Source organism: Luteimonas sp. TWI382 (assembly GCF_039674545.1).
Lineage (GTDB): Bacteria > Pseudomonadota > Gammaproteobacteria > Xanthomonadales > Xanthomonadaceae > Luteimonas.
Window position 1 is genome coordinate 78,184 of the sequence record NZ_JBDJNS010000005.1, and the last position, 15,932, is coordinate 94,115.

15 protein-coding genes and 1 tRNA gene are annotated in these 15,932 nt (G+C 67.9%); 15 read left to right on the forward strand and 1 reads right to left on the reverse strand.

The features are described from left to right. Positions 1 to 90: 90 nt before the first annotated feature. The 5 genes from trpB to ABE505_RS05010 all read left to right on the forward strand — a co-directional run bounded on the left by trpB (position 91) and on the right by ABE505_RS05010 (position 5,398). On the forward strand, positions 91 to 1,308 hold the full coding sequence (trpB, locus tag ABE505_RS04990; RefSeq protein ID WP_346442302.1) for a tryptophan synthase subunit beta: 1,218 nt from the start codon (positions 91 to 93) through the stop codon (positions 1,306 to 1,308). Next, the gene (gene trpA / locus ABE505_RS04995; protein WP_346442303.1) at positions 1,305 to 2,135 is read left to right on the forward strand and encodes a tryptophan synthase subunit alpha; all 831 of its coding nucleotides are present in this window, start codon (positions 1,305 to 1,307) and stop codon (positions 2,133 to 2,135) included. The genes trpB and trpA overlap by 4 nt, the downstream gene beginning before the upstream one ends. A gap of 79 nt (positions 2,136 to 2,214) precedes the next feature. Beyond that, positions 2,215 to 3,096 (forward strand): acetyl-CoA carboxylase, carboxyltransferase subunit beta, encoded by an 882-nt coding sequence (accD, locus tag ABE505_RS05000; protein ID WP_346442304.1) that lies wholly within the window; start codon positions 2,215 to 2,217, stop codon positions 3,094 to 3,096. Then, positions 3,093 to 4,442 carry a phosphoglucosamine mutase gene (gene glmM, locus ABE505_RS05005; protein ID WP_346442305.1) on the forward strand — a complete coding sequence of 450 codons (1,350 nt, stop codon included), beginning with the start codon at positions 3,093 to 3,095 and terminating at the stop codon, positions 4,440 to 4,442. The genes accD and glmM overlap by 4 nt, the downstream gene beginning before the upstream one ends. Positions 4,443 to 4,459: 17 nt before the next feature. Further along, on the forward strand, positions 4,460 to 5,398 hold the full coding sequence (locus ABE505_RS05010) for a 2-oxoglutarate and iron-dependent oxygenase domain-containing protein (protein ID WP_346442306.1): 939 nt from the start codon (positions 4,460 to 4,462) through the stop codon (positions 5,396 to 5,398). Positions 5,399 to 6,074: 676 nt separating this feature from the next. Here the strand turns inward: ABE505_RS05010 and ABE505_RS05015 are convergent. Then, complete coding sequence (locus tag ABE505_RS05015) at positions 6,075 to 6,788, reverse strand: DUF481 domain-containing protein (protein WP_346442307.1); 714 nt, start codon at positions 6,786 to 6,788, stop codon at positions 6,075 to 6,077. Positions 6,789 to 6,961: 173 nt separating this feature from the next. Between ABE505_RS05015 and tpiA the strand changes: the two genes are divergently transcribed. The 10 genes from tpiA to nuoG all read left to right on the forward strand — a co-directional run bounded on the left by tpiA (position 6,962) and on the right by nuoG (position 15,931). Beyond that, positions 6,962 to 7,714: a triose-phosphate isomerase gene (gene tpiA / locus ABE505_RS05020; protein WP_346442308.1), complete on the forward strand. Its 753-nt coding sequence runs from the start codon at positions 6,962 to 6,964 to the stop codon at positions 7,712 to 7,714. A gap of 39 nt (positions 7,715 to 7,753) precedes the next feature. Further along, positions 7,754 to 8,194: a preprotein translocase subunit SecG gene (gene secG / locus ABE505_RS05025; protein WP_346442309.1), complete on the forward strand. Its 441-nt coding sequence runs from the start codon at positions 7,754 to 7,756 to the stop codon at positions 8,192 to 8,194. 61 nt (positions 8,195 to 8,255) lie between these two features. Beyond that, positions 8,256 to 8,340, forward strand: a tRNA-Leu gene (locus tag ABE505_RS05030). A gap of 345 nt (positions 8,341 to 8,685) precedes the next feature. Then, a complete protein-coding gene (locus tag ABE505_RS05035; RefSeq protein ID WP_183426507.1) occupies positions 8,686 to 9,042 on the forward strand; it encodes an NADH-quinone oxidoreductase subunit A in 357 nt (118 codons plus the stop codon). After that, positions 9,033 to 9,611 (forward strand): NADH-quinone oxidoreductase subunit B, encoded by a 579-nt coding sequence (locus ABE505_RS05040; RefSeq protein ID WP_183426506.1) that lies wholly within the window; start codon positions 9,033 to 9,035, stop codon positions 9,609 to 9,611. Before ABE505_RS05035 ends, ABE505_RS05040 begins: the two co-directional genes overlap by 10 nt. After that, a complete protein-coding gene (locus ABE505_RS05045) occupies positions 9,604 to 10,377 on the forward strand; it encodes an NADH-quinone oxidoreductase subunit C (protein WP_346442310.1) in 774 nt (257 codons plus the stop codon). The genes ABE505_RS05040 and ABE505_RS05045 overlap by 8 nt, the downstream gene beginning before the upstream one ends. A gap of 20 nt (positions 10,378 to 10,397) precedes the next feature. Next, positions 10,398 to 11,690 carry an NADH-quinone oxidoreductase subunit D gene (locus ABE505_RS05050; RefSeq protein ID WP_346442394.1) on the forward strand — a complete coding sequence of 431 codons (1,293 nt, stop codon included), beginning with the start codon at positions 10,398 to 10,400 and terminating at the stop codon, positions 11,688 to 11,690. Further along, on the forward strand, positions 11,687 to 12,214 hold the full coding sequence (gene nuoE, locus ABE505_RS05055; protein WP_346442311.1) for an NADH-quinone oxidoreductase subunit NuoE: 528 nt from the start codon (positions 11,687 to 11,689) through the stop codon (positions 12,212 to 12,214). The genes ABE505_RS05050 and nuoE overlap by 4 nt, the downstream gene beginning before the upstream one ends. Positions 12,215 to 12,228: 14 nt before the next feature. Then, positions 12,229 to 13,596, forward strand: coding sequence for an NADH-quinone oxidoreductase subunit NuoF (nuoF, locus tag ABE505_RS05060; RefSeq protein WP_346442312.1), 1,368 nt, complete (start codon positions 12,229 to 12,231; stop codon positions 13,594 to 13,596). Positions 13,597 to 13,699: 103 nt separating this feature from the next. Beyond that, the gene (gene nuoG / locus ABE505_RS05065; RefSeq protein ID WP_346442313.1) at positions 13,700 to 15,931 is read left to right on the forward strand and encodes an NADH-quinone oxidoreductase subunit NuoG; all 2,232 of its coding nucleotides are present in this window, start codon (positions 13,700 to 13,702) and stop codon (positions 15,929 to 15,931) included. Position 15,932: the final 1 nt, after the last annotated feature.

Genomic DNA, 15,932 nt, shown 5'->3' on the forward strand with positions numbered 1-15,932 from the left:
ATTTCCTGACGGAATGGTCAGATCTTATCGGTTCCTGGGCCTGGACGTGTGCGCTAGAGTGCAAGCCATCATCTCCCCCGTGTCTGTTCGATGTCCAACGCTCCGATCACCGATTTCCACGCCTATCCCGATGCCGCCGGCCACTTCGGTCGCTACGGGGGCCGCTTCATCGCCGAGACGCTGGTCGGGCCGGTCGCCGAGCTTGCGGCCGCCTACGATGCCGCCAAGGTCGATCCCGCTTTCCAGCAGGCGTTCGACGCTGACCTCGCGCATTACGTCGGTCGGCCCAGTCCGATCTATCACGCGCAGCGGCTCAGCGACGCGGTCGGCGGAGCGCGCATCCTGCTCAAGCGCGAGGACCTCAACCACACCGGTGCGCACAAGATCAACAACACCATCGGCCAGGCGCTGCTCGCCAGCCGCATGGGCAAGACCCGGATCATCGCCGAGACCGGCGCCGGCCAGCACGGCGTGGCCTCGGCGACTGTCGCCGCGCGCCTCGGGCTTGAATGCGTGGTCTACATGGGCGCGACCGACATCGAGCGGCAGAAGACCAACGTCTACCGCATGCGCCTGCTCGGCGCGCAGGTGGTACCGGTGACCTCGGGCTCGGCGACGCTCAAGGACGCGCTCAACGAGGCCATGCGCGACTGGGTCACGAACATCGCCGACACCTTCTACATCATCGGCACCGTCGCCGGTCCCGACCCGTACCCGCGCATGGTGCGCGACTTCAATGCCATCGTCGGCCGCGAGGCGCGCGCGCAGATGCTCGCCGAGTACGGGCGGCTGCCCGACGCGATCACCGCGTGCGTGGGCGGCGGCAGCAACGCGATCGGCCTGTTCCATGCCTTCCTCAACGACCGGGATGTGCGCATCGTCGGTGCCGAGGCTGCTGGCGACGGCATCGCGACCGGGCGCCACGCCGCCTCGATCGCGGCCGGCCGGCCAGGTGTGCTGCACGGCAACCGAACCTATGTGATCTGCGACGACGACGGCCAGATCACCGAGACCCACTCGGTCTCGGCCGGCCTCGACTACCCGGGCGTCGGCCCCGAGCATGCGTTCCTGGCCGACGCCGGCCGCGCGCAGTACGTCGGCGTCACCGACGACGAAGCGTTGGCCGCGTTCCACCAGCTCGCCCGGACCGAGGGCATCCTCGCTGCACTCGAATCCAGCCATGCGATCGCGCAGGCGATGAAGCTCGCGCGCGAATTGCCCAAGGACGCGATCGTGCTCGCGAACCTGTCGGGCCGCGGCGACAAGGACGTGCACACGATCGCCAGGCGCGAGGGGTTCACGCTGTGAGCGCGGCCACCGGATCTCGCACGTCCCGCCTCGACGCCTGCTTCGCCGCGTTGCGCGCCAGCGGCCGCAAGGCGCTGATCCCGTTCATCACCGCCGGCGATCCGTCGCTGGAGGCGACGGTGCCGGTGATGCATGCGCTGGTCGCAGCAGGCGCGGACATCCTGGAACTGGGCGTGCCGTTCTCCGACCCGATGGCCGACGGCCCGACGATCCAGCGCAGTTCCGAACGCGCACTCCAGCGTGGCGCGGGCATGGCCTGGGTGTTCGATGCGGTACGTGCGTTCCGGGCGAAGGATGTCGCCACGCCGGTCGTGCTGATGGGCTATCTCAATCCGGTCGACATCCGCGGCCCGGTGGCCTTCGCTGCGCAGGCGCGCGATGCCGGCGTCGACGGCGTGCTGCTGGTGGACCTGCCCCCGGAGGAGGCCGGCGAGTACCGCGCCGCCTTCGATGCCCAAGGGCTGGCGCTGATCCTGCTGGCCTCGCCGACGACCGATGCCGCCCGCATCGAGAGCCTGTGCGCCCAGGCGCAGGGCTACCTGTACTACGTCAGCTTCGCCGGGGTCACTGGTGCGTCCGACCGGCTCGATCCGACGCAGGCCTCGACCCGGTTGCAGGCCCTGCGCCGGGCCAGCCACGCGCCGGTCGTCGCCGGGTTCGGCATTCGCGACGCCGCCGGGGCCGCGGCAATGGCGGCCGACGCCGATGGCGTGGTCGTGGGCAGCGCCCTGGTCGCCGAGATTGCCGAGGCCGCCGATCCGGGCGAAGCCGCGCGTCGCGCCGGGGCGTTCCTGGCGCCGTTGCGGGCCGCGCTCGACGCTGCCTGAACGACGCGGCCCGGCCCCGGCCGTCGGTTACACTTCCGCGCTTCGCGGCCCCGTACGGGCCGGCGGGAGTACACGAGCCATGTCCTGGTTGCAGAAGATCATGCCGCCGCGCATCCGCACCGATGCCGCCGCGGTCCGCAAGCGCAGCGTCCCCGAGGGCCTGTGGGAGAAGTGCGAGCGCTGCAGCGCCGTGCTCTACGGCCCCGAACTCGAAGAGAACCTCGAGGTCTGCCCCAAGTGCGGTTTCCACCGCCCGATCCGCGCACGCGCGCGCCTGAAGGCGTTCCTGGATCCGGGCAGCACGCAGGAGATCGCGGCCGATCTCGGCCCGACCGACATCCTGAAGTTCAAGGACCAGAAGAAGTATTCGGACCGCATCAAGGCCGCGCAGCGCTCGACCGGCGAGCGCGACACCCTGGTTGCGATGCAAGGCACGCTGCTGCAGCGCCCGATCGTCGCCAGCGCAATGGACTTCGCCTACATGGGCGGCTCGATGGGCTCGGTCGGCGGCGAGAAGTTCGCGCGCGCCGCCGAACAGGCGCTGGCCGCCGGTACCCCGTTCGTGAGCTTCGCCGCCAGCGGCGGCATGCGCATGCAGGAGAGCATGTTCTCGCTGATGCAGATGGCCAAGACCTCGGCCGCCCTCGGCCGCTTGCGCGACGCCGGCCTGCCGTACATCTCGGTGTTGACCAATCCGACTTTCGGCGGTGCCTCGGCGTCGTTCGCGATGCTCGGCGACATCAACATGGCCGAGCCCGAGGCGCTGATCGGTTTCGCCGGTCCGCGCGTGATCGAGCAGACCGTGCGCGAGACCCTGCCCGAGGGGTTCCAGCGCAGCGAGTTCCTGCTCGAGCACGGCGCGATCGACCAGATCTGCGACCGCCGCGAACTGCGTCCGCGCATCGCACACCTGCTGGCGCTGCTGACCCGGCAGGACGCGCCAGTCGAGGCCGCCGCGTGAGCCGCAGATACTTCGGCACAGACGGCATCCGCGGCCGGGTGGGCGAAGGCTCGATCTCGGCCGATTTCGTGCTGCGCCTGGGCAATGCCTACGGCCATTCGCTGCGCGCGCGCGGCGCCGACTGGCGGCGCCCGCAAGTGGTGATCGGCAAGGACACGCGGATCTCCAACTACATGTTCGAGGCCGCGCTCGAGGCCGGCCTGGTCGCAGCCGGCGTCGATGTGCAGCTGATGGGGCCGATGCCCACGCCTGCGGTCGCGCACCTCACGCGCTCGCTCGGCGCCGACGGCGGCATCGTGATCTCCGCCTCGCACAACCCGCACCACGACAACGGCATCAAGTTCTTCAGCGCGCAGGGCGAGAAGCTCGACGATGCCACCGAACTGGCGATCGAGGCCGCGCTCGACCAGCCATTCCGCACCGTGGCGTCGGAGCGGCTGGGCAAGGCGGTGCGCACGCGCGATGCGGTCGGCCGCTATGTCGAGGCCTGCAAGGCCTCGGTGCCGCGCGGTTTCGACCTCGATGGCATGCGCATCGTCGTCGACTGCGCCAACGGCGCGACTTACCAGGTCGGGCCGATCGTGCTGCGCGAACTCGGCGCCCAGGTCGAGGTGATCGGCGCCGAGCCCAATGGCGTCAACATCAACGACGGCGTCGGTTCGACCCATCCCGAAGGCCTGGCCGCACGCGTCAGCCACAGCGGTGCGAACCTCGGCATCGCCTTTGACGGCGATGGCGACCGCGTGCTGTTCGTCGACAGCAACGGCACCGTGCGCGACGGCGACGACCTGCTGTACGTGCTGGCCGGCGACTGGCAGCAGCAGGGCCGCCTGCAAGGGCCGGTCGTCGGCACGCTGATGAGCAACTATGGCCTGGAGCGCGCGTTCGGCGAGGCCGGAATCGGCTTCCTGCGCGCCAAGGTCGGCGATCGCTACGTACACCAGGCGCTGATCGAGCACGACGGCGTGCTCGGCGGCGAGACCTCCGGTCACCTGCTGTGCCTGGATCGCGCCAGCACCGGCGACGGCATCATCAGTGCGCTGCAGGTGCTCGAAGTGCTGCGCCGTCGTGGCGTTTCGCTGCAACAGGCGCTGCACGGCCTGGTCAAGGTGCCGCAGCGCACCGTCAACGTCCGCTATACGGGCGATGCGAAGCCGGCCCAGGCGCCGTCGGTGCAGGCTGCACTGGTGCAGGCGCAGACGGCGGTCGAGGGCCGCGGCCGCGCGTTCCTGCGGCCGTCGGGCACCGAGCCGGTCGTGCGCGTGACCGTCGAGGCCGACGATGCCGCGTTGATGCAAACCACACTCGATCGACTGGCCGACGCCGTGCGCGCGGCCGCTGCCTGATGCCTGGAGACCCTGTCATGACCGCCCGCATTCCGACCCTCGACATCCGACGCTTCGACACAGACCGAGACGCCTTCGTCGCCGAACTCGGCGCCGCCTACCGGCAGTGGGGCTTTGCGGGCATCAAGGGTCACGGCATTGCGCAGCCGCAGATCGATGCCGCCTACGATGTCTTCAAGGCGTTCTTCGCGCTGCCCGAGGCGACCAAGCTGCAGTACCACGTGCCCGGCGGCGGCGGCGCGCGGGGCTATACCGCTTTCGGTGTGGAGACCGCCAAGGGCGCGAAGCACTTCGATCTCAAGGAGTTTTGGCACATCGGCCGCGAGATTCCCGACGATTCGAAGTATCGCGACGTGATGCCGCCCAACCTGTGGCCATCCCAGGTGCCGGGCTTCCGCGAGCACGGTTACGGGCTGTACCAGGCGCTCGACGCGCTGGGCGCGCGGGTGTTGTCGGCGCTGGCGCTGCACATCGGCCTGCCCGAGGACTGGTTCGCCGACAAGACCGACTTCGGCAACTCGATCCTGCGCCCGATCCACTATCCGCCGATCACCGCCGACGACATCCCGAATGTGCGCGCCGGCGCGCACGAGGACATCAACCTGATCACGCTGCTGGTCGGTGCCAGTGCTGCCGGGCTGGAAGTGCGTTCGCGCGAGGGCGAGTGGGTGCCGTTCACTTCGGACGCCGACACCATCGTGGTCAACATCGGCGACATGCTGCAGCGCCTGACCAATCACGTGTATCCGTCGACGACCCACCGGGTGACCAATCCGCCGGGCGAGGCCGCACGCCAGCCGCGCTACTCGGTCCCGTTCTTCCTGCATCCCAATCCGGACTTCGTGATCGACGTGCTGCCCTCGACGGTCACCGCCGACAATCCGAGCCGCTATCCCGAGCCGATCACCGCCCAGGGCTATCTCGAGGAGCGGCTGCGCGAGATCAAGCTCAAGTAACGAGATTCGCGATGCGTTATAGCTGATTTGAAACGGCGCTTTTGGGCGCCGTTTCTTTTGGTGCTTCTCTCAACTGCGGATGAGAGTCCACTTCGGATGGGCACCGGCCTGTCAGTCGGAAGCCGCTCTTCCCTCGGTCAAGGCCGCTTCGCGGTCCGGCCACGCGAAGCACGCGTGGCGTTCGCATGGATGCGCGGCAGTGCCGCGCAGGCCATCCATGCTCGCCCTGCCTTGACTCGGGCGCGCGCCCTCCATGGCGCGCTCGACGCGGCCACCGGCTGTCAGTCCGCTGCCATAGACGTTTGCAACCCGACTTCGGGTGGATGTGAAGTCGCCCGCTGGAAGAAGTCGCGCACTGTCGGCCTCAGTGCGTCGTGCTGGTCGGGGATTGCGATAGCGGGCCATGGATGGCCCGCGGCGGCGAGTCAGCCATGGGTGAGTGCGGGCTGCTCGCGCGGCATGCCGCGCAGCCCACACGAACGCCCGGCGTGCTTCGCCGGGCCGGACCGCGGAGCGGGCTGACCGAGCCGGGGAGCAGTCCCCGGCCGGCGCGACGCTCGCTCCGGAGATGGCCCCATGATCGAGCGAGCAGAAGTAGGATCCCCTGATCTCGGCGGAGAACCTTCTTCGGGCGTTGTTGCCCCTTCGGATCGCCCCTGCACCCATCAAAAGCCTCTCAGAACCCGTACACCACGTTCACCGTCGTCAGGCGGTCGGTGCGCTGGCGGTCGTCGGTGACCTCGGTGTTGTGGCGGATCTCGAAGCCGGCCTTCAGCGCCAGGGCGTCGGTCATCTTCACCTGCACGCCGAGCTCGTTGCGGGCAAAGGTGTTGTCGCTGCCCGATTCGATCAGCAGGATGTCGTAGAGGCGGGTGCTGTCGTTGAGCTGGTGGCTGAAGTCCATGAAGCCGCGGACGATCGCCTCGTTGTTGTGCACGCGCACGTCCTGCTCCTTGGCCCAGCGGTAGCCGGGGCCGATCTCGAACACCAGTTTGGTGCGCTCGTCCATGAACGCCTCGAAACCGTAGCCGCCCGCGACCGTGGTCTGGTACTCGTTGGTGCTGAAATGGTCGCGTTCGTTGCGTGCCGACCCGAACAGATAGTGCCGCTCGCCGAGGCGGTAGCCGGACGAACCGAACAACTCGTAACGGCGCGCATTCTCGACGTCGTCGGCGGTGCCGTAGAGGAATGCGGCGTTCACGGCATGCTTCCACAGCGCATCCTCGCGGGCGAGCGCGAGCTTGCCGACGACGGTTTCGCTGTCGGTATTGCCCTTGGAGATCGCCACGCCGAGTTCGCCGGTGCCGCTCCAGCCGTCGGCAGCCAGGAGGTGGGCGGGGGCGAGTGCGAGGCAGCAAGCCAGGGCGGTGAGGATGGGGTAGGGGCGCATGCAGGACTCCAGTAATCGCAGGTGTGTCGCGGAACGAAAAAAGCCGGCATCTGCCGGCTGTGCGTATTCTGCAATGTGAAGGACGCGCTTTGAAGCCCGGCAGGGCGCTTGCGCTATGCCCTGCGGGGTCCAGCGCCTAGAATCCCCTGTTCCGCATTCATGAGGATCGCCCCATGCGTCCACGCATCGTCGCCGGCAACTGGAAGCTGCATGGCAGTCGCGAATTCGCGAGCGCGCTCGTGTCGCGGATCGCCGCGACCCCCACGCCAGGGGTCGAGGTGGTGATCCTGCCGCCGTTGCCCTATCTGGGCGATTTGGCCAAAGCCTTCGCCGGTGCCCAGGGCGTCGCGTTCGGTGCCCAGGATGTCAGCAGCAACCAGGAAGGCGCCTATACCGGCGAGGTTTCGGCGACGATGCTCGTCGATGTCGGCGCGCGCTTCGGGCTGGTGGGCCATTCCGAGCGCCGGCAGTACCACCATGAGAGCAGCGAGCATGTGGGGCGCAAGTTCCTGGCGGCGGTCAACGCGGGGCTGCGGCCGATCCTGTGTGTCGGCGAATCGCTGCAGCATCGCGACGCGGGCCTCACCGAGGACGCCATCGCCGCCCAGCTGCGCCCGGTGCTCGATCTGGTCAGCGCGGCCGCCTTCGCCGACGCGGTGGTCGCCTACGAGCCGGTCTGGGCGATCGGTACCGGCCGGACCGCGTCCCCGGACCAGGCCCAGGCCGTCCACGCCTTCATCCGTAGCGAAATCGCGGCACGGGATGCTAAGATCGCCGATTCGTTGCCGATCCTGTATGGCGGCAGCGTCAAGCCCGCCAACGCGGCCGAGCTGTTCGCGCAGCCGGATGTCGACGGCGGGTTGATCGGCGGAGCCTCGCTGTCGGCCGCCGATTTCCTGGCCATCGTCGCTGCAGCCGCGCGCTGAGCGGCCCCTCGTACCACACGTTCTGCGAGCGCCCACGCAATGCTGTTCGTCTTCAACATTCTGTTTGTCATCATCGCGATCGCGATGATTGCATTGGTCCTGATGCAGCGCGGCGCCGGCGCGTCGGCCGGTTCGGGCTTTGGCGGCGGCGCCTCGGCCACGGTCTTTGGCGCACGCGGTTCGTCGAACTTCCTGTCCAAGGCCACCAAGTGGCTGGCGATCTCGTTCTTCTCGATCACCCTGTTCATGGCTTGGTACGCGATGCATCGCGCCAACCCCAATGCGCTGGACATGGATCTGGGCGTGATGGGCGCGCAGCAGGTGCCGGCCGTTCCGGCAGCGCCGCAGGGCGATGCCGCCGTGCCCGCAGCGCCTGCGGCCTCGGATGCGGTTCCGCAGGCGCCGGCCGATGCCGCGACCGTGCCGTCGGCGCCGGCGCCGGCGCAGGACCCTGCACCGCAGGCTCCCCAGACGGAATAATTCGCGCTACAATGCGCGGCTCCCGAGCGCTTCGGTATCGCGCCGGGAAAGTTTCAGGTTTGCCCAGGTGGCGGAATTGGTAGACGCACTACCTTGAGGTGGTAGCGGCTTAGGTCGTGGGGGTTCGAGTCCCCCCTTGGGCACCAGGAAGTACGGACGTCGGCACACGGTGTCGCACCGGCGAAAAGCCCCCGCGAAAGCGGGGGTTTTTCGTTTGCATCGGGCGCGCTTGGGCGTCGTTGGGGCGGGATCTTGCGGCGTGGGTCCGGTCGGCCCGTGCTCGGCGCGCTGCGGGCGGTCGAAATGCTGTGTCCGCCGGGGTAATCGTTTACTCGCCAGTTCTGAAAACGGTACAATTAGGGGGATCGGTGGAGGCGTCGCCAAGGCGGCGGTCCCCGATATGCGTGAGGCGCCCAGGCGCCTTGTGAGTGCGACGTCACGACGTCGAGCCAAGGCCGCGATCGTGCGGCTGTAGCCGAGAGAACAATCCAGTGCTGGCCGAATATCTGCCGACCCTGCTGTTCCTGATCGTTGCCACGGGGATCGGCATCGCCTTGCTGGTCGTTGGCAACCTGCTCGGGCCCAAGCGCCCGTCGCTGGAGAAGCTGTCGCCCTACGAGTGCGGATTCGAAGCATTCGAGGACGCGCGCATGCAGTTCGATGTGCGCTACTACCTGATCGCCATCCAGTTCATCGTCTTCGACCTGGAAATCATCTTCATCGTGCCCTGGGCCACCGTGTTCCGCGAACTCGGCATGCTCGGCCTGATCGAGATGGGCATCTTCGCCGGCATGCTGCTGCTCGGCTTCATCTACGTGTGGAAGAAGGGAGCGCTGGAATGGGAGTGAGCCAGACCGTTGCGCGCCTGATGAACAACCCGCTGCCGGAAGGCCGGGTCGACGACATCCTGCGCCCCGAAGGCGAGAATCCGCTGCTCGAGCGTGGTTTCGTCACGACCAGTTCGGACGCGCTGCTCAACTGGGCGCGGACCGGCTCGATGTGGCCGATGACCTTCGGCCTGGCCTGCTGCGCGGTCGAGATGATGCACGCCGGCGCGGCGCGTCTGGACCTGGACCGCTACGGCGTGGTGTTCCGTCCCAGCCCGCGCCAGTCCGACGTGATGATCGTGGCCGGCACCCTGGTCAACAAGATGGCGCCGGCACTGCGCAAGGTCTACGACCAGATGCCCGACCCGAAGTGGGTCATCTCGATGGGCAGCTGCGCCAATGGTGGCGGTTACTACCACTATTCCTATTCCGTGGTGCGCGGCTGCGACCGCATCGTGCCTGTCGACGTCTACGTGCCGGGCTGTCCGCCGACGGCCGAGGCGCTGGTCTACGGCATCCTGCAGCTGCAGAAGAAGATCCGCCGCGCCACCAATTTCGGCGACGAGAAGACGGGGCTGCGCGATGCGTGACCAACCTGTTCGGGAATCGGCGAGCGCATTCGCCGCGCGCCTGCGCACCCGCTTTGCAGATGCCGAGGTCGCCGTCGCGCTGCCGCGTGGCGAGGTGGCGATCACCACCGCCGGCGACTGGCTCGACACCTGTCGCGTGCTGCGCGAGGAGTTCGGCTTCGAGTCGCTGATCGACCTGTGCGGCGTCGACTATCTGGGCTACGGCAGCGATGAGTGGGACACCGAGGTGTCCTCCGAGGGCTTCAGCCGCGGCGTCGAAGGTCGTGGTCCGGGGCGCTTCCGCTTCGGCGAGGCGCCGAGCCGCCAGGTCGGCCAGCCCGATGCGACCGCCGAGATCCCGGTCCCGCAGCGTCGCTTCGTCGTGGTCGCGCAGTTGCTGTCGATCCGCCACAACCGCCGCCTGACGGTGCGCTGCTTCGCGCCGAGCGACGACCTGCCGGTCGTCTCCTCGCTGACCGGGCTATGGCCGGTCGCCGACTGGTTCGAGCGTGAGGCGTTCGATCTGTTCGGCGTGATTTTCGAAGGCCATCCGGACCTGCGCCGCATCCTGACCGACTACGGCTTCGTCGGTCATCCGTTCCGCAAGGATTTCCCGTTGATCGGCAACGTCGAAGTGCGTTACGACGCCGAGCGCAAGCGCGTGGTCTACGAGCCGGTGACCTCGGTCGAGCCGCGCGTCGGCGTGCCGCGCGTGATCCGCGACGATGCCCGCTACGCGACCGCCAGCGGCGAGCAGATGGCCCGCCGCGCGGAGGACGCCAAATGAGTGCCGTGCCGACTACCTCCCTGCACCAGGCGAACACCACGCCGAGCGCGGATGTCCTCAAGCAGGAGATCCGCAACTACACGTTCAACTTCGGCCCGCAACATCCGGCCGCGCATGGCGTGTTGCGCCTGATCCTGGAAATGGACGGCGAAACGGTGATGCGCGCCGATCCGCATATCGGCCTGCTGCATCGCGGGACCGAGAAGCTGGCCGAGTCCAAGCCGTTCAACCAGTCGATCGGCTACATGGACCGCCTCGACTACGTGTCGATGATGTGCAACGAGCACGCCTACGTGCGCGCCATCGAGACGCTGATGGGCATCGAGGCACCCGAGCGCGCGCAGTGGATCCGCACCCTGTTCGACGAGGTCACGCGGATCCTCAATCACCTGATGTGGATCGGCTCCAACGCGCTCGATCTGGGGGCGATGGCGGTGATGCTCTATGCGTTCCGCGAGCGCGAGGAGCTGATGGACGTCTACGAGGCGGTCTCGGGCGCGCGCATGCATGCGGCCTACTACCGACCCGGCGGTGTCTACCGCGACTTGCCCGAGCGCATGCCGCAGTACAAGGAATCGCGCTGGCGCAAGGGCGAAAAGCTCAAGCGCTTCAATGCCTGGCGCGAGGGCTCGATGCTCGACTATCTGGAGGCGTTCGCCAAGGACTTCCCCAGCCGCGTCGACGAGTACGAGACCCTGCTCACCGACAATCGCATCTGGAAGCAGCGCACCGTCGGCATCGGCGTCATCCCGCCCGAACAGGCGATGGCCTGGGGCATGACCGGCCCGATGCTGCGTGGTTCGGGCATCGAGTGGGATCTGCGCAAGACCCAGCCGTATGCGCGCTATGCCGATGTCGACTTCGATATCGCGGTCGGCGTCAACGGTGACTGCTATGACCGCTACCTGGTCCGCGTCTTCGAGATGCGCCAGTCGGCACGGATCATCGCCCAGTGCGTCGCGTGGCTGAAGGCCAACCCCGGCCCGGTCATGCTCGACAACTACAAGGTGTCGCCCCCCTCCCGTGCGGAGATGAAGGACGACATGGAAGCGCTGATCCACCACTTCAAGCTGTTCACCGAGGGCTACTGCGTGCCCGCGGGCGAGACCTACAGCGCGGTCGAAGCGCCCAAGGGCGAGTTCGGCTGCTACCTGGTCTCCGACGGCGCGAACAAGCCGTTCCGCGTGCATCTGCGCGCGCCCGGCTTTGCGCATCTCTCGTCGATGGACGCGATCACCAAGGGCCACATGCTCTCGGACGTCGTCGCGATGATCGGCACCTACGACATCGTGTTCGGAGAAGTCGACCGATGAAGGCGACCGGAAATTTCGAGAACGCCCGCAACGTCGACCCGATGGTCGTGCTCAGCGAGGACACCCGCGCGCACATCGACCACTGGTTGACCAAGTTCCCGCCCGACCGCAAGCGTTCGGCGGTGCTGCAGGGCCTGTTCGCGGCGCAGGAGCAGAATGGCGGTTATCTCACCGACGAGATCATCGCCGGCGTCGCCAAGTACCTGGACCTGCCGCCGGTGTGGGCCTACGAAGTCGCGACGTTCTACTCGATGTTCGAAACCGAGAAGGTCGGCCGCAACAACGTCGCCTTCTGCACCAACATCAGCTGCTGGCTCAACGGCGCCGAGGACCTGGTTGCGCACGCCGAGAAGAAGCTCGGCTGCAAGCTGGGCGAGTCCACGGCCGACGGCCGCGTCTTCCTCAAGCGCGAGGAAGAATGCGTCGCCGCGTGCTGCGGCGCGCCGGTCGTGGTCATCAACGGTCACTACCACGAGAAGCTCTCGCCCGAGAAGGTCGACGAGCTGCTCGATGGTCTGAAGTAGGGCAACGCGCGGACATGGCACATCACCATCCCAAGTCTTCCGAAGGCTACGGGCCCGTCGGGCCTGCGCCCAAGGAACACCAGGCGGTCTACACCACGCTGCATTTCGACAAGCCGTGGAGCTACGAGAACTACCTCAAGACGGGTGGTTACAGCGCGCTGCGCAAGATCCTCGAAGAGAAGATCCCGCCGGCCGACGTCATCGAGATGGTCAAGCAGTCGGGCCTGCGCGGCCGCGGCGGCGCGGGCTTCCCGACCGGCCTGAAGTGGAGCTTCATGCCCAAGGGCGAGATGCAGAAGTACATCCTCTGCAACTCCGACGAGTCGGAGCCCGGCACCGCCAAGGACCGCGACATCCTGCGCTACAACCCGCACGCGGTCATCGAGGGCATGGCGATCGCCTGCTACGCGACCGGCTCGAGCGTGGCCTACAACTACCTGCGCGGCGAGTTCCACCACGAGCCGTTCGAGCATCTCGAGGAAGCCACCGCCGAGGCCTACGCCAATGGCTGGCTGGGCAAGAACGTGCTCGGTTCGGGCATCGATATCGACATCTACAACGCGTTGGGCGCGGGCGCCTACATCTGCGGTGAGGAAACCGCCCTGATGGAATCGCTCGAAGGCAAGAAGGGCCAGCCGCGCTTCAAGCCGCCGTTCCCGGCCAACTTCGGCCTGTATGGCAAGCCGACCACGATCAACAACACCGAGACCTACGCCTCGGTGCCGGCGATCGTGCGCAACGGCCCGGAGTGGTTCCTGAACCTGGGCAAGCCCAACAACGGCGGCTGCAAGATCTTCTCGGTCTCCGGCCACGTCGCGCGTCCTGGCAACCACGAGATCCGTCTGGGCACGCCGTTCTCCGAACTGCTCGACCTGTGCGGCGGCATGCGCAACGGGCACCGCATCAAGGCGGTGATCCCGGGCGGCTCGTCGATGCCGGTGCTGCCGGGCGAGACGATGATGGGTCTGACGATGGACTACGACGCGATCCAGAAGGCCGGTTCGGGCCTGGGGTCGGGTGCGGTCATCGTGATGGACGAGACCACCTGCATGGTGCGCGCCTGTCAGCGCATCGCCCGTTTCTACTTCAAGGAGTCCTGCGGCCAGTGCACGCCCTGCCGCGAGGGCACCGGCTGGATGTACCGCATGCTCACCCGCATCGCCGAACACAAGGCGACCGTCGACGACCTGCAGATGCTGCGGGCGGCCGCCGGCCAGATCGAGGGACACACCATCTGCGCGTTCGGTGAGGCCGCTGCGTGGCCGGTGCAGGGGTTCCTGCGCCACTTCTGGGACGAGTTCGAGTACGCGATCGTCAACCGGCGCTTCCTGGTCGACGATCAGCGCAACGGCACCGTGGTGGCGAAGGCGGTGGCCGCATGAGCGCAGCACGTCTCCAGCTCCCCGGACGCATTCGCGCTCTGCGCGAACGCGCCCAGCCCCTCGACTCGAGGGGCGTCGTCACAATGTTGAAGGGTGTCGCCGCATGAGCGCGCAACCTGTGAATCCGAATCTGCCGCCCGACCACGTCACCGTCTTCATCGACGGCGTCGAGCTGGCCGCGCCCAAGGGCTCGATGATCATCCAGGCCGCCGACAAGGCCGGCATCGCGATCCCGCGCTTCTGCTATCACGACAAGCTGGCGATCGCGGCGAACTGCCGGATGTGCCTGGTCGAAGTCGAAAAGATGCCCAAGCCGGCGCCGGCCTGCGCCACGCCGGTGATGGACGGCATGAAGGTCGTCACGCGCAGCGAAAAGGCTCTCAAGTCGCAGCGCAACGTGATGGAGTTCCTGCTGATCAATCATCCGCTCGATTGCCCGATCTGCGATCAGGGTGGCGAGTGCGAGCTGCAGGACCTGTCGCTGGGTTACGGCCGCTCGGTCAGCCGTTTTGCTGAGCGCAAGCGCGTGGTGCCCGACGAAGACCTCGGTCCGCTGGTCGCCACCGAGATGACGCGCTGCATCCAGTGCACGCGCTGCATCCGCTTCACCGCCGAAATCGCCGGCACCTACGAGCTGGGCGGCATGCAGCGCGGCGAGAACCTGCAGATCGGCACCTACGACGGCAAGCCGCTGACGACCGAACTGTCGGGCAACGTCATCGACGTGTGCCCGGTCGGCGCGCTGACCAACAAGGTCTTCCGCTTCCGCGCGCGGCCGTGGGAACTGATCGCGCGCGAGTCGCTCGGCGGCCATGACGCGCTGGGCAGCAACCTGTTCCTGCATCTGCGCCGCGGTGAAGTGATGCGGGCGGTGCCGCGTGACAACGAAGCGGTCAACGAGTGCTGGCTGTCGGATCGCGATCGCTATTCGCATCAGGGGCTGGCGGCCGAGGACCGGGCGCTGCATCCGCAGATCAAGGACGGTGGCCAGTGGCGCGAGGCGACCTGGGACGAGGCGCTCACGCGCGCGGCCCGGATCCTGCGCGACAACCCGGCCGACGAACTCGGCATGTTGGTGCATCCGGCCACCTCGAACGAGGAGGGCGCGCTGCTGGCGCGTCTGGCCGATGCCCTGGGTACGGGCAACCTCGACCACCGCATCGCCCAGCGCGACCTGTCCGACGGCGCCGTCGCGCAAGCCTTCGCGATGCCGGTCGCCGAGCTCGACAAGGCCGACGCGGTGCTGATCGTCGGATCCAACCTGCGCCACGAAGTGCCGCTGCTGCACCACCGTGTGCGCCAGGCATGGAAGCGCGGCGCGAAGGTCTACGTCGTCAATCCGGTCGATTTCGAGTTCACCTTCGACATCGCCGACAAGGCCATCGTGCCGCCGTCGCGTATCGCCCAGACGCTGCAGGTCGGCGAGCTCGCCGACGCACTGCGCGGCGCCGCGCATGCGGCGATCATCGTCGGCGCGCAGGCGGAAACCAGCGCGCACGCCGCCGACATCCGCAAGGCCGCGGCCGCGCTCGCGCAGTCGACCGGGGCCGCGCTGTGCCGGATCCCGCAGGGCGCGAACGCGGTTGGCCTGACGGCGGCCGGCGTGCTGCCGACCACGCGCGATGCCAACGCGATGCTTGCGCAGCGTCGCGGCGCCTATGTGATCTACGGCATCGAGCCGGGCCTGGACTTCGCCGATCCGGCGCAGGCGATGCAGGCACTGGGTGCAGCCCAGGTCGTGGCCTTCAGCCAGTTCGCCTGCGAATCCACCCGCAGCGTCGCCGACGTGATCCTGCCGATCGGCGCGCTCGCCGAGATCGATGCCACGCTGACCAACCTCGACGGACGCGCGCAGCATGCGACCGCAGCGGGCAAGCTGCCGGGCGATGCCAGGGCGGGCTGGCGTGTGCTGCGTGCGCTCGGCGGCGAGCTGGCGGTGCCGGGCTTCGAGTTCACCGATCTGGCCGGCCTGCGTGCCAGCCTGCAGCCGCGGACCGTGGCGGTTGCGGCCTCCGCGGCCCCGACGGTGGACGGCGACGGGCTCGAGCTGGCGGTGACCCAGGCGATCTACCGGGTCGATGCGCTGACCCGTCGCGCTGCGGCGTTGCAGTCCCATCCGCTGACCCTGGGTCCGCGCATCGCGCTGCATCCCGATGACGCCTCGGCGCATGGGGTGGCCGACGGACGCATGGCCAAGGTCACTAACGCAGTGGGCACCGGCACGTTGCAGGTCGTCGTCGACGATCGCGTCGCGCTCGGTGCGGCATGGATCGAATCGGGCTACGGCGCCACCGCGGCGCTGGTGGCCGGCAAGGTCAAGGTGGTGGCGGCATGAG